Raw genomic sequence first — 14,319 nt, 5'->3', positions numbered from 1 at the left:
TAAATTAATCTTTAATGAATATTTTAAATTAATAATGACCGTTTTTATTGCAGGCGGCACTTCAGGAATCGGATATTCCCTGGCAAAACATTATAGTTCCAAAGGTTACCGCGTGGGTATTTGCGGCAGAAATGTTACCAGAGTTCCGGATAATAGAGAGGTTATAATACAAATTTATGAGGCTGATGTTTCGGTCATTTCTTCTGTTTTTTTAGCAGTAGACTCATTTCTTAGTGAAAAGGAAGATCTCGATCTTTTTATTAATTGTGCCGGAAGTTACGCCGAAGATGTTGCAGGCCAGATTTCATATGAAGAAGCCGAGCAAATGCTAAAAACAAATATTTTAGGAGCCATCAACTGTTTTGAAGTTGCACGAACCACCATGAAAAATCAGAAGTCGGGTCAAATTGCGGTGATCGCCTCCGTTTCCGGTATTTTGGATTATGAACACTCTAGTCTTTATACCAAAACCAAACGCTCGGTCATTCAGATTGCAGACGCTTACCATCGCGCGTTAAAGCCTTTCGGGATTTGCGTGACCACGATTGCTCCTGGTTATATTGACACCCAAAAATTGAGAGAATTAAATAAAGACGATCTAACAAAAAAGCCATTTCTGATCGATATTGATTCTGCAACAAAAATAATTTCGTCTGCTATTGGAGATCAAAAAAAATTGGTAATTTTTCCAACAAAAATGAAATGGATGATGAAATCCTTATCTCTTCTTCCTTCGCCTTTACTTAACCTGATCATGTATAGAAAAGCCAAATGGATGAAAAACGACTAGATTTTAAAAACAAAATAACAGCATTTATTTTATGTGCCGTCGTTTTTATGGTGGTTTATAATTTTTCCGCGTGGTATACGTCCACTTTAAATTTTGTTCCCTCTTTTGTTTTCAGTTTTGAACAGCATGTTCCTTTTGTTCCGCTGACAATTGTTCCTTATTTAACAAGTGGGATATTCTTTTGTTCCATTTTTTTCTTCTGCAAAACCGGAGATGAACTGACTACTTTAACCAAGCGCATGCTTTTTATAATTATCCCTGCGGGAATTTGTTTTGTACTTTTTCCTTTAAAATTTTCTTTCATAAAACCAGAGCCAAACAGTTCGATTTTTCAATTCTTCTTTCAGTTTTTAAAAAAGGTTGATTCTCCTTACAATCAAGCACCTTCCTTACACGTCGCTTTTGCTTTTCTTTTTTGGACGGTCTTTCGAAATCTTAAAAGTTATTGGCGACCAGTTTTTGCTTTCTGGCTTATTTTATTGTCGCTCTCTACCCTTACTACCTATCAGCATCATTTTATAGATATTATTTCCGGCGCTATTTTAGCCCAAATCAGTTTTCTAATTTTTCCTGTTCAGAAAAATAATTTTCAAAGGAACTTTAAAGTTGCCAATTATTATTTTTTAACTGGATGGATCACTGTTTTATTAATTTTATTATTGAATCAGTTTTACACCCATTTCTGGCTCATTTTGCTTTGGGTGTCATTGATAATGTTCCTGATTGGTTATCAGTATCAAAAAAATAATATTTATTTTTTAAAAGACCCATCTGGGAATATTCCTTATTATAAAAAAGTTTTCTATTTACCCTATTTAGCAATGTATTGGTTTTTCTGGAAGTTTTTAAGAAAATATACATCGCCGACTGAAATTTCTCCCCGGATTTTTATTTCCTCAAAACTGGATAACAAAGAGGTTCAAAATTTTAATTTTAAGGAAAAAACCTTCGTTTATGACTTATCTGCGGAGTTGGAAGAAAACATTTTAATTAAAGAAAGGGCTCAGTATTTCTGTGTTCCTTTTTTAGATATTGGTTCCTTAGACCGGTCAGAAACTGAAAAATTAGTTTTAGAAATTGCAAAAAATTACAGTCAGCTTTCGGCAGATGGAAGGATACTTATTCATTGTACGATGGGATTTACCAGAAGTGCAGCCGTGGGCATTTTGGTAGTCAAAAAAATTCTATCTTTACCTTTAGAAGATGCAATAACAATAGTAATAAACGCAAACCAGCACACTGTAACACCCAAATATTTGCAGGAATTTTTAAAAACAATTGATTTATGAATACTGGACATTTTAATAGTTTTGATCAAAGCGAAATTTTTTATCGCGAATGGAATTTTCAGCCTACCCAAAAGAGTATCATTATTATTCATCGGGGGCATGAGCATTCTGGAAGGTTAAGCGATATCGCCGAATCAGCACAGTTTTCTACATTTAATATTTTTGCTTTTGATCTGCGTGGACATGGGCATACCAAAACGGAAACATCTTCTTTTTTCATGGACTATGTAAGAGATTTAGATTCTTTTGGAAAGTTTTTAGAAACAAAGTACCATCTCAAAATGTCCGATATTTTTGTTCTTGCAAATAGTATTGGTGGCGTTGTAGCTTCAGCTTGGGCGCACGATTACGCACCGAATATTGCCGGAATGGCCTTACTTGCACCTGCTTTTAGAATTAACCTAATTGTCCCTTTCGCAAATGAGATGATTACGCTTGGTACGAAACTGAAAAAAGGATTGGTCATTAAAAGCTACGTTAAGGCAGAAATGCTCACCCACGATATAGAAGAGCAAAAAGCCTATGATACAGATCCGCTAATCACGAGATCGATCGATGCAGAATTACTAATAGATTTAGCGAAAGCCGGCAAACGACTGGTGGAAGATGCGGCGGCGATCGATACCCCAACCCTGATCCTGTCTGCCGAAAAGGATAAAGTTGTTTTTAATAAAGATCAAAAAATATTTTTTGATAAATTAGAGACCAAGTTGAAAAAAATTGAAGTCTTACCAGACTGTTTTCATGGGATCTTATTCGAGACCGGAAAAGAAATGGTATACGATAAGATTAGAGCTTTCGCAGAAGAATGTTTAAATCAACCTCAAAAAGAAGCCAGTTTAAAACCTGACCAGTTTTCTGTTAAAGAGCATGATGATCTTCAAAACAAAGTGGGTAATAATCTGAATTACAAATTCCAAAAATGGTCTCTTGGTAAGATTGGGAAAGTAAGTGATGGGATGGCAATTGGAATCAAACATGGATTCGATTCTGGAATTTCATTAAACTATGTCTATCATAATCAACCAAAAGGTAAGTTAGGCTTTGGTAAAATGATGGATAAGAATTACCTCGAAGCCATAGGCTGGAAAGGAATTAGAATCCGAAAACAACATTTACTACAACTTCTGGAAAAGGATATTGAAAATTTACAGAAAGAAGGTCGCAAGATTAAAATTCTGGATGTCGCTGGCGGTACTGGAAATTACCTTTTTGATATCAAAGATAAATATCCATCTGCAGAAATTGTAATTAATGAATTTATAAAGGAAAATATTACGGTCGGAGAAAAAGTGATTGATGAGAAAAAATATCAAAATGTAAGATTTACCAATTTTGATTGTTTTGATCCTGAAACGTATAAGAAAGTCAATTTTGAACCCAATATTATTATTGTTTCTGGCATTTTAGAGCTTTTTGGCGATAATGAATTGGCAAGTAAAGCACTCACTGGCATTAGATCAATTGCGGAGCAGAATTCTCACGTCGTTTATACTGGACAGCCGTGGCATCCGCAATTGAAAATGATTGCTTACGTTCTAAATAGTCACCAAAAGAAAAATTGGGTCATGAGACGACGTTCTCAAAAAGAACTGGATCGACTGATGGCTTATAACAAGATACAGAAAGAGAATATGCTGATCGATGATTTCGGTATTTTTACGGTAACTTCTGCAAAAGTGAATGCTTAGTTAATTTATGATTTCTGCATTTGCATTTAAAAATTTTAGAGCCTGGAACGTGTTGGTATTTAATCCAACGCAGTTTCAGGCTTTATCTTTTGTTGCTTTGAACTACAGAAAACCTGCCGTTGTCCTCTTGTGGCGAGAATATTTGACTTAAGGACTAAGCTGCATCTTTTGCTTCTTCAAAGTAATTGGATATTGTGGCAAGGAGATGTTAACACTGTCAAATATATTTTCAGCGTTCAAATCGTAGAGCAAAAAATACCAGTTGTCTGTTGAATTCTATATCATTTACATTGATTTTAAAAATAATATTTCAATACATTTAACTTTTTTAATATAAAATAATCGAATGCTAAAACACCTGAAAATATGAGACTAAAATCAATTCTTTATGTACCTGCTTTTATATTATTAACCTCTTGCTCCACTTCAAATATTGCAGTTTCTGAAAATCTAAAACAGAATTCGACGGTAATGGAGGTGAAAGGAAACGCCGGTCTTTTAATTAATCAAAAAATTTCTTTTGGTAATTTTTACACTTCTTCCATTAAAAGAGGTTGGACCAACAGAACGGAGCTAAGTGTTCTGGGAATAAAACATGAAAAAGCAAAACAACCAATTGAATTTACCCAATTTGGTTTAAATGATTCTTCTGCAGAAATTGTAGGATCCAGTAACTTCGATAACGACATGTTTAAATTATTCAAAGGTTTGCAAAATTATGCAGATCATTTGTGGAATGGTTATTTTGGTGTCATTATGCCGAAAAACAATGGTCCGGTTTGGGAAGTTCTTATACAAAATGACAATTCTGGTTCTTCACTTAAATCAGACACTGATAATGGGATTGCCATGGATGAAGAAGGCAATACGATAAAGATTACAGGCACAAAACAGCTTGCTGAGAAAAAATTTTTGACGGACGATAGTAAAACGTTCGGATATGAGCTTTTTCGGAATGGAATTTCGATTGGTGCAGTGTCAGTTATTGGAAACGGTAAGGTTTGGATAAAGGAATCCCTTAGTGATGATGATCAATTGATCGTCGCCTCACTTGCTTCTATACTAATCACCAAGGAAAATTTAAATCAACGTAAAAGTCAAGATTAATTTCTTATAAAATAACTCTTTTATAATTAGCTCCCTGATTTTTTAAATCGAGGGAGTTTTTTATAATTTTTAGGTTCTTCTCCTAAACTTTAATTATTTCATTTTAATGGGAAAAGAAAAACTGCAGGTATTTTTAGACGCGATGGAAGTGGAAACCTGAAATGTGTCGTGCGCGAAGCGGACGGCGAAATGAGGAATTGTAGCGGACAGCGGGACGGGATTGGTGAGAAGAGAAAATCTTGATGCTCCTGATCATAAAACTATTCGTTATTCAAAAATTTTCAGGAAATTCGCAACATGGCAAAAGTGAAAACAGCATACGTCTGTCAAAATTGTGGAACAAATTATCCGCAGTGGTTAGGACAATGCAAGAATTGTGGCGAATGGAATACTTTGGTAGAGGAGATCGTTGAGAAATCGCCCGCGAAAAGCTATACGGATAAATCGAAACAGCACATCATCAATATTATAGAGGTTGAAACCTTTGAAGAACCTCGAATTATAAGTCCGTCAGAAGAATTAAATCGTGTGCTCGGTGGTGGAATTGTTTTGGGTTCTGTAACTTTAATTGGTGGCGAACCGGGAATTGGAAAATCGACTTTGTTGCTGCAACTGGCTTTGAAAATGAAGAAGAAAATTCTTTATGTTTCGGGTGAGGAAAGTGCTTCCCAAATAAAAATGCGCGCGGACCGTTTGACGGAATTGCAAAATCCGAACTGTTTTCTTTTTACAGAAACTTCTGTGGAAAAGATTCTTCACGAAGCTAAAAAATTGCAACCTGATTTTGTGATTGTCGATTCGATTCAAACGCTTCAAAGTCAAACGATTGAAAGTTCGCCCGGAACCGTTTCCCAAATTCGGGAATGTTCCAACGAGATCATTAAATATGCGAAAGAAACAAACACGCCGGTTTTTCTGGTTGGTCATATTACAAAAGACGGACAAATCGCAGGTCCGAAAGTTTTAGAACACATGGTAGATGTTGTTTTGAATTTTGACGGCGATAGAAATCATTTATTCAGATTACTGCGAGCGAGTAAAAATCGTTTTGGTTCTACCGCAGAAATTGGGATCTACGAAATGGTTTCTCAAGGTTTGAAAGAAATTAAAAATCCCTCGGAAATATTAATCACCAAGAAGTTCGAAGAACTTTCCGGGAATTCTGTCGCAGTGACTTTGGAAGGAAACCGCCCGATGTTGATTGAAATTCAGGCTTTGGTAAGTTCCGCAGTTTATGGAACGCCGCAAAGAAGTTGTACGGGATTTGACTCCAAACGACTCAACATGCTTCTGGCAGTTTTAGAAAAAAGGGCCGGTTTTCAGTTGGGTGCGAAAGATGTTTTCCTTAATATTACTGGTGGAATAAAAACGGGAGATCCAGCTTTGGATTTGGCCGTGGTCGCTTCAATTCTTTCTTCCAATGAAGATATTGCGATTTCTGAACATTTCTGTTTCGCGGGAGAAATTGGTTTGAGCGGAGAAATTCGTCCGATCCCGCAAATTGAACAAAGGATTTCAGAGGCGGAGAAATTAGGATATGAAAAGATATTTGTCTCTAATTTGAATAAAATTCCAAAGAAGAAATTTGGAATTATTATAGAAGAAGTGAGCAAGATCGAGGATTTTCATGAGAGATTGTTTTAGAAATGGACAGTTAGACTAAAAGAATATACTTATTGTATGTCTTTAATTCATATCTTTGTTCAAAGTAAATGAAATGAAAGTGATCTCATTAAAAATAGACGATTCGATTTTTCTGGAAACAGAAAACATTCTGAAAAACCATAAAAAACCCCGAAACCGTTACATTAACGAGGCATTAGATTTTTACAATCAAATGCAAAAGCGGCAGATTTTGAAAGCTAAACTTCAACAGAGTTCCTTACTTGTAAGAGAAGATAATTTGGAAGTTTTGAAAGAATTTGAAAGTTTGCAAGATGATATTTAATCAATTCGAGATTTGGATTGCAGATTTAAATCCGCAGATTGGCACTGAAACTGGAAAAACAAGACCAGTGTTAATCGTTCAAACTAATTTGCTTAACGAAGTGGAACATAATTCTACTATTGTTTGTCCGATCACCACAAATGTTAGAAATGCAGAATTCATCCGGGTTTTTTTAGATTCTAAAAAAAGCAATGTTTTTGAGGATTGTGAGATCATGATTGATCAAATCAGAGCTTTAGATAACACCAGATTCATCAAAAAAATCGGCGTAATTTCTCCGCAAATTATAAATGAAGTAAAATTAGGTCTAAAGATAGTCCTTGATCTAGAATAATGAATTACCTCGCCCATTCTTTTCTCGCTTTTACCGACGAACAAATTGTTGGTCAGTTTTTGGAAGATGTTATTCCAAACCGGGATCGCTTTTCTTTTTCCAAAAAAATACAGGAGGGAATTACTTTGCACCGGGAAATCGATACTTTCACCGATGCTCATCCTGAGCTTCGGGATGCTAAGAAGATTTTCAGTCCGTTGGTGAGATTGTATTCCGGGGCTTTTGTAGATGTTTCGATGGATTATTTCCTCGCCAATTCCTTATCAGATCAAGTTTTGAAAAACCATGCTGAAAAAGTTTATTTAGTTTTACGGAAGTATGAAGATTTACTTCCCGAAAAATTGATTCGAATGGTTAATGGAATGGAAAAAGACAATTGGCTCTACAATTACAAAGAAGATTGGGGCATCAAATATTCCATGCAGAATGTCTTGAACAAAGCAAAATATTTAGATAAAGATCTGCCGGTTTTTGAGGTTTTCATGAATAACAAGCCACAATTACAAAAGCATTTCGATGTTTTCTTTCCCGAACTTTTGGCTCATGCAAAAATGATTAACGCACAGTTTTAAAAGTTTTTGTACAGATACCGATTCGGGTAATTCAGTTTGTCGCTTTGTCTTTTACCGTCTACAATAATGTGGATGATATTCATTTGATCATCAAAATAATTGTATAAAAAACTTACGGCGGTTTCAACTTTTTTAGGTGGCTTTACGATTTCTGATTCCAGAAAGATATTCACAGATTCGCTTTCTTCCTCATAACCCAAGTAATTAATTTTCCGAAATTGATTGTCTGCTTTCAGTTTCAGATATTCTTCGCAGTATTTTTTTAAATACTCATTAATTTGCTGTTTATAAGTTGAATCGTTAAAATGAACGGCTTTTCCGTATTTTTCTTTCAAAGCATTTTCTAAATCATCCAGGAAAAATTTGCCGCTTATTTGAAAGGTTTTTGATTTTGAATTATAGTTAAATTCAACAGAACCAACATGATAAGGATGTGGTTTTTTGGCAGGCGAAAGTGTAAAAAGTAGGATTGCGAAAAAGATAAGAAGTTTTTGCATGCCACAAAATTAAAAATAAATTTTGTATTATCGTGCTCTTCAAAAATTAAGAATAAATGCAGGATTTCATTTTCTATTTAAAGCTCGGTTGGGAGCATATCATTTCCTTAGATGCCCTGGATCATCAGCTTTTCGTCTTGGTATTAGTTGCCGTATATACTTATTATGACTGGCGAAAAATTTTAATTTTAGTCACTGCATTTACGATCGGGCATTCCATTACATTGGCTTTAAGTGTTTTAGATGTTTTTAGAATTCCGGGGGACTGGGTTGAGTTTTTAATTCCGCTGACCATATTAATTACGGCGCTGGATAACATCTTGATGCGGAACAAGCAGAATAATCTCATGCAACTGAACTATTATCTCGCCTTGGTTTTTGGTTTGATTCACGGGATGGGTTTCGCAAATACTGCAAGATTGATGATGGCTGAAGAGCAGAATATTTTAATTCCTTTGGTAGGATTCAATATTGGTTTAGAACTCGGACAGGTTTTAGTCGTGTTAGTCATTTTACTGATAGAATTTTTACTCATCAGATTTTTCAAATTAAAAAAATTGCATTGGGTGGTTGCTGTTTCTACGATTACTTTACTTATTTCCCTTAAATTGTGCCTGGAAAGATTTCCTCTTTTCTAAATAATATCTTATTCAAAGCTTTGCTTCTGATTTAATTCTTTATTTTTACCTAAATTTTCAATTATAATATCTCTGAATATGAAATTTAATAGTCTTCTTGTCGTAATCCTGCTACCTTTAGGATTTGCTGCACAAAATATACAGAATAATCCCACCAGTAATCACGGCAATAAATTCGAACAACTCGGAACCATTTTACCAACGCCGAATATTTATAGAACTGCATCCGGAGCTCCGGGGCAGGGTTATTGGCAAAATAGAGCAGATTACGATATATCAGCTTTTCTTGATGAGGACAAACGAAATCTGCGTGGTTCAGAAACCATTACTTATTACAATAATTCACCAGATGATCTGGAATATTTATGGTTACAATTAGATGAGAACGAACAGTCATCTGTAAAAAATGCGGGTTTTGAGGAAAGTTTAATGTTACCCAAAATGGTGAGTTCAAACCGTTTAAAAACAACAGATCTACCGGAAAAGGATAATGGTTACGGTGTTAATCTGGAAAAAGTAACAGATGCATCAGGAAACTCGCTGAAATATGTAGTGAATAAAACGATGATGCGAATAGACCTTCCTAAAGTTTTGAAAAAAGGAGATAAATTCACTTTTAAGATAGACTGGAATTACAATATTCCAAACCGTATTGTAATGGGCGGAAGAGGAGGTTATGAAAATTTTCCGGCAGATGGTAATGATTTGTATACGATAACGCAATGGTATCCAAGAATGTGCGTTTACAGTGATTTCAAAGGCTGGCAAAACAATCAGTTCACCGGAAGAGGTGAGTTTGCTTTGGTTTTTGGAGATTTTAAAGTTGCTATGAATGTTCCGGCTGATCATATTGTTGCTGCAACTGGTGTTGGTAAAAATTACGATCAGGTCCTAACTTCGGCACAATTGGCGCGTTGGAAGCAAGCGCAGAACTCAAATGAACCAGTAGAAATTGTGACGCTGGAGGAGGCTGAAAAAGCAGAGAAATCTCAATCTAAAGAAAGAAAGATCTGGAAATTTGATGCTGATAACGTTCGTGATTTCGCCTGGACTTCCTCAAGAAAATTTATCTGGGACGGTATGAAAGTTACGATTCCTGAAAATAATAATCAGGTGATGGCCATGAGTTTATATCCGAAAGAAGCCTACAATCTTTACAGAAAATTTTCTACAAGAGCAGTTGCCCATACGATAAAAACTTATTCTGAATTCACGATACCTTATCCATATCCTGTCGCACAATCGATCGAAGCCGCAAACGGAATGGAATATCCAATGATCTGTTTTAATTATGGCAGAACAGAAAAAGACGGAACTTATTCTGAAGGTATAAAAAACGGAATGATCGGTGTAATTATTCACGAAGTTGGACATAACTTTTTTCCAATGATCGTGAACTCGGATGAAAGACAATGGTCCTGGATGGACGAAGGTTTAAATACTTTTTTAGAATATTTAACGGAGCAAAAATGGGATAATAAATTCCCCTCCCGACGCGGACCGGCTTACGAGATCGTTGATTACATGAAACTGCCGAAAGAACAGTTAGAACCGATCATGACCAATTCTGAAAACATTATTCAGTTTGGACCAAACGCCTATTCAAAACCTTCTACAGGACTGAATATTTTGCGCGAGACCATCATGGGAAGAGAACTGTTCGACAAAGCTTTTAAAACGTATGCCAAGCGATGGGCTTTCAAACACCCGGAACCTGCAGATTTTTTCAGAACTATGAACGATGCAAGTGCCGAAAATCTTGATTGGTTTTGGCGCGGTTGGTTCTACGGCATTGAACCAGTTGATATTTCTATTGATAAAGTCACGGTATCATCGCCCAATTTAGATGCTGTTCCTAAATCAAAAGAAATTAGTTACACGGTAGATCAACCTTTGCAAAGTACCTTCGAAGATATTTCGAAAATAAGAAACAGAGCAGATAAAAACATCACTTTTTACACCGATAAAGATAAAGAAACGCAGGATTTCTACTGGCGTTATGATCGCGGAATGGAAAAAGTAGATCAGGCTAAAACTTATACTTTGAAGAGTGATAACTTGGAGAAAGTTGATGCAGCAGATAAATCTAAATTAAAGAATATTACCGCGTATCAAATCGATTTCAGTAATAAAGGTGGTTTGGTAATGCCCATTATTCTTGAATTTACTTTTGAAGATGGAAGCAAATTAACAGATAAATCTTCAGCACAAATCTGGAGAAAAGATGAGCAGAAAGTTTCTAAAACTTATTATTTCGATAAGAAATTGAAATCAATTCAACTTGATCCAATGCGTGAAACGGCTGATATTGACACCACGAACAATTTCTGGGGCGAAATTCCTGCACCGACTTCTAAGTTTGAAGTTTTCAAAATGAAAAATCAGGATGCGGCGAGAGGTGCAGCTCAGGGAAAAATAAATCCAATGCAAGCGGCAGGAAAGAAATAATTCGCTACTTGCAAGATTAAATAAAAAGCTGCTTCCCGATTGGAAAGCAGCTTTTTAATTTAACATTCAAAAAAAGGGATTTACTTCCAGAAGAACCATTCTTTTCCGTTATAAATACACATTAGTTTTTTTACCGGATCATAACTCATCATTCCCGCTGCAGGTGATTTTACATTCGTAACAGGATCGATAATGTGCGGCAAGATAAGTGCTTTATCGGGAGCTTCTAAAACCAAAACACCTTCCGCAATAGATGTTCTGCTTCCGAAAATTACGGTTGCATTAGCGTAGTCTGTACCATTTAATAATATTGGAGAAATTCCCGGTTTATCGGTAAGTTCTTTCCAAAATCCATCATTATATTTCACCTTCGAGGAAGCTAAATCAAAAACAATTGTTCCCGGCGTAACATTCGTCATGGTGGCGTTATTAGTAACATTGGGCAAAATAATTCCTTTTGTTGTTCCCGCAGGAAAGTCTAAAATTCCACTGCCATCTACGGTCGTTTTCCCAATTGCGATCTGGCCGTAAGCGATATTGCATAGGAGTATTAATATTATTTTTTTCATCTTTTTAATCGTTACAAGTTTGTTTTATACAAGCCCAGGTTGTTCCATTGTACATTTTCAAGCAATCCACTCTGGTGTCATAAACTAACATTCCAGCAACGGGATTTAGGATAGAAGTTTCTGGAGTTTCTATTCTCGTGATAACGAAACCTTTTGTATTGGATTCCATGGTTAAAAATCCATTAGGAATATCTTTTGGCCAATTTGCAGTACTTCGCTGATCTCTGCTGCTAATTCCAAAATCGGTGTAGGAAGCTGGTGTACCGGTAGCTCCAGGTTTAGAGCAGGGACAGATATCGCTCGTTAATTGGTTCGACCGAATAGAACATCCGCCAGGAAAAGTTACGATAACGTAATAAACTGCACTTACCGGATCATTTGTTGAAGTTAACGTGTAGGAATTAGTTGTTGCACCTGCAATGGGAAGGTTATTTCGGTACCATTGGTAGCTTCCTAATCCAGCAGTAATCGTCATTACACTTTTACCTACGCAAGGATAGGGATAAAGCGTATCTAATGCAATTGTATAAATAGGAGTTTCCCCGAATCCGGAATAATAACCACCATAACCTGCATTTGTTTCAGCTCCGAAAATTTCAGCCTGAATGGTTCCAGCAGAAGTTACCTTTACATTACCATTAGTGTTAATAGCGTAACGGTAAGAAACCCAATTGCTAGATCCTGTAACTATGCCACCTCCAGTTGGGGATGTTGTCGGTAATGTGACACCATTAATTGTTGCAACCGGAATATTAGCCGTTCCTGCAGCTGCTAAAACAACCAGCTCCGTTCCTGTATAAACAGTGGTTCCAATTCTTCTTGCGTCAGGTACCAGATCAACCTGTGTTTGTCCGAAACAGGACAAAGGTGGAATGAACATTAAACTATTGGTGTTGTCTTGATTATTCCCATAAATTTTATGGAAAATATAAGCCGGGTTTGTTACCCTTACAAACATATTATTTGCAGTATTAAAAGAAGTCGACGGAACCATTACATAGTCACCAGCCAAAGCGAGCGTCGCAAATGGCAAAGCATTTCCGTTAACATATATTGCTGTATTTGCTTCTGTAGCCACTACAATTACTTTTTCTCTGGCAACACCGTTTCCTTTCATAATTACATGTTCCAGCCCAAGTTGATTAATGGGAACAAGTTGATCAAGTCCAATATCCCGGTTATCACTGGAACTTCCCTGTTGTAATAATCCTCCAACAATAACACTTATATTTTTGTCCGACTGCACTCTCGCGCCTAGCCAACCCTCATCTTGTGCTGTTCTTGTATTTACCACAACCGGAGCATATAAAATAAAAGACTGTCCTTTCTGTAAAGTACGGGACATGCTCGGGCCAACCAAAGTCGTTCCGCCAGACCCATTGATGAATTTAGTTCCCGGTTTAATATTAGAAATAAATACAACGGTATTGTCTTCGGTCGCCATCACGGAAAGCATATTTCCGGTTTCAGCAATCGTTGTCGTAAATTCTATTGGCGATCCACCCCAACGAAATTCTTTTCCCAGCGCCACTTTACCTTTTGTTAGTACAGATCCTGCTTGTGGGATCGATCGTGCTCTGTAATTCACATAAAATTTTTGTGAAGAAGTGAAAACCAAACCTTCCTGCGTTCCTGTTATTATAGTTCCAGATTTAATCAAAGGAACGGTAGTAGGAGTGTTTCCCGGATTTATTACGGTATTAGTATTGTCTACAAACTGCAGTCTTATTGGATTAGCATTGTTGAAGGTAAGTGTTCCTGTTGTGACATAAGTTACTGCGTTAGAAGTTAAATTAGTAACAGAAACTCTTGGGGTTCCAGCACCTGCTGGATAATTCATTTGCACTGTGATATTCCCCGTTGAAGGTGTTGAAAGATAGATGTATTCTTCGGAAAGACTTTGAGTTGTGTAAGATCCACATACGATAGGATTCAAATAATGAATATTGTCCAGTTGCAAATTACTGCGGTAATTTTTGTCTGATAAAGAATTTTTTCCTGAGCCTACTTCTAAGATCCAGTCTCCATCGGCTCCAGTAATATTGGTAGACGCGGAAACTGAAACATGCAAAGCTTTTTCAAGATAGTGGATCGCCGCCATACCCTTTGGGCCTTGCGCAAAATCGCACCCATAAATATAAAGTTCCTTTTTTCCTTTTATTTCCTTTTGAAATTTTTCAGCGATCTGCACTGCGTTAAGCCACTGGTTATCAATAAATAATTCACCCGTTTTACCGTGACTGAAGATATGAAAAGATTGAGGGGAAGTGTTTTTGCCGCTAACGGACAATTCAGAAATTGAGGAATCTATATAAACAGATGATTCTGTAAACGTTTTTCCGTAAAGTAGTGTCTGGCAAATAATTGCCAGTACAACTAATAAATTTTTTTGCATAAGTGTGTTTGGTTACTGTAATGTTTGCGTGTATGCTTTAA

Annotated in this window: 14 protein-coding genes; 11 read left to right on the top strand and 3 right to left on the bottom strand. The window is 36.3% G+C overall.

The genetic code is table 11. The features are described from left to right. Positions 1-34 precede the first annotated feature (34 nt). From ACZ9HT_RS00860 to ACZ9HT_RS00820, 9 genes are all read left to right on the top strand, one after another. Positions 35-790 carry an SDR family NAD(P)-dependent oxidoreductase gene (locus ACZ9HT_RS00860; protein WP_476038540.1) on the top strand — a complete coding sequence of 252 codons (756 nt, stop codon included), beginning with the start codon at positions 35-37 and terminating at the stop codon, positions 788-790. Beyond that, positions 772-2,079 carry a phosphatase PAP2 family protein gene (locus ACZ9HT_RS00855; protein WP_476038539.1) on the top strand — a complete coding sequence of 436 codons (1,308 nt, stop codon included), beginning with the start codon at positions 772-774 and terminating at the stop codon, positions 2,077-2,079. Before ACZ9HT_RS00860 ends, ACZ9HT_RS00855 begins: the two co-directional genes overlap by 19 nt. After that, a complete protein-coding gene (locus tag ACZ9HT_RS00850) occupies positions 2,076-3,770 on the top strand; it encodes a bifunctional alpha/beta hydrolase/class I SAM-dependent methyltransferase (protein WP_476038538.1) in 1,695 nt (564 codons plus the stop codon). The genes ACZ9HT_RS00855 and ACZ9HT_RS00850 overlap by 4 nt, the downstream gene beginning before the upstream one ends. Positions 3,771-3,777: 7 nt before the next feature. Further along, positions 3,778-3,921 (top strand): hypothetical protein, encoded by a 144-nt coding sequence (locus ACZ9HT_RS00845; protein WP_476038537.1) that lies wholly within the window; start codon positions 3,778-3,780, stop codon positions 3,919-3,921. A 215-nt stretch (positions 3,922-4,136) separates the two neighbouring features. Beyond that, positions 4,137-4,877, top strand: a complete 741-nt coding sequence (locus tag ACZ9HT_RS00840; protein ID WP_476038536.1) for a hypothetical protein — start codon at positions 4,137-4,139, stop codon at positions 4,875-4,877. A gap of 297 nt (positions 4,878-5,174) precedes the next feature. Further along, positions 5,175-6,521 carry a DNA repair protein RadA gene (gene radA / locus ACZ9HT_RS00835; protein ID WP_476038535.1) on the top strand — a complete coding sequence of 449 codons (1,347 nt, stop codon included), beginning with the start codon at positions 5,175-5,177 and terminating at the stop codon, positions 6,519-6,521. 73 nt (positions 6,522-6,594) lie between these two features. Then, the gene (locus ACZ9HT_RS00830) at positions 6,595-6,825 is read left to right on the top strand and encodes a hypothetical protein (protein ID WP_476038534.1); all 231 of its coding nucleotides are present in this window, start codon (positions 6,595-6,597) and stop codon (positions 6,823-6,825) included. Further along, positions 6,815-7,159 carry a type II toxin-antitoxin system PemK/MazF family toxin gene (locus ACZ9HT_RS00825; RefSeq protein ID WP_476038533.1) on the top strand — a complete coding sequence of 115 codons (345 nt, stop codon included), beginning with the start codon at positions 6,815-6,817 and terminating at the stop codon, positions 7,157-7,159. Before ACZ9HT_RS00830 ends, ACZ9HT_RS00825 begins: the two co-directional genes overlap by 11 nt. Further along, positions 7,159-7,731 carry an acyl carrier protein phosphodiesterase gene (locus tag ACZ9HT_RS00820; RefSeq protein ID WP_476038532.1) on the top strand — a complete coding sequence of 191 codons (573 nt, stop codon included), beginning with the start codon at positions 7,159-7,161 and terminating at the stop codon, positions 7,729-7,731. The genes ACZ9HT_RS00825 and ACZ9HT_RS00820 overlap by 1 nt, the downstream gene beginning before the upstream one ends. On the opposite strand, the gene ACZ9HT_RS00815 is transcribed toward ACZ9HT_RS00820, so the two are convergent. Next, positions 7,728-8,228 (bottom strand): DUF6702 family protein, encoded by a 501-nt coding sequence (locus tag ACZ9HT_RS00815; protein ID WP_476038531.1) that lies wholly within the window; start codon positions 8,226-8,228, stop codon positions 7,728-7,730. The genes ACZ9HT_RS00820 and ACZ9HT_RS00815 overlap by 4 nt on opposite strands. 56 nt (positions 8,229-8,284) lie before the next feature. Between ACZ9HT_RS00815 and ACZ9HT_RS00810 the strand changes: the two genes are divergently transcribed. Together ACZ9HT_RS00810 and ACZ9HT_RS00805 are read left to right on the top strand one after the other, a co-directional pair. Beyond that, positions 8,285-8,866 (top strand): HupE/UreJ family protein, encoded by a 582-nt coding sequence (locus ACZ9HT_RS00810; RefSeq protein WP_476038530.1) that lies wholly within the window; start codon positions 8,285-8,287, stop codon positions 8,864-8,866. Between the two features lie 78 nt (positions 8,867-8,944). Then, positions 8,945-11,314: a M1 family metallopeptidase gene (locus ACZ9HT_RS00805; RefSeq protein ID WP_476038529.1), complete on the top strand. Its 2,370-nt coding sequence runs from the start codon at positions 8,945-8,947 to the stop codon at positions 11,312-11,314. Positions 11,315-11,394: 80 nt separating this feature from the next. Here ACZ9HT_RS00805 and ACZ9HT_RS00800 read toward each other — a convergent pair whose 3' ends face one another. Together ACZ9HT_RS00800 and ACZ9HT_RS00795 are read right to left on the bottom strand one after the other, a co-directional pair. After that, positions 11,395-11,883, bottom strand: coding sequence for a hypothetical protein (locus tag ACZ9HT_RS00800; RefSeq protein ID WP_476038528.1), 489 nt, complete (start codon positions 11,881-11,883; stop codon positions 11,395-11,397). 4 nt (positions 11,884-11,887) lie between these two features. After that, positions 11,888-14,278: a DUF4347 domain-containing protein gene (locus ACZ9HT_RS00795; protein WP_476038527.1), complete on the bottom strand. Its 2,391-nt coding sequence runs from the start codon at positions 14,276-14,278 to the stop codon at positions 11,888-11,890. Between the last annotated feature and the right edge of the window lie 41 nt (positions 14,279-14,319).

The organism is Chryseobacterium sp. UYP7 (assembly GCF_056279225.1).
Note: the sequence above shows the minus strand (reverse complement) of the source record. Positions and strands in the feature narration are given on the sequence as shown.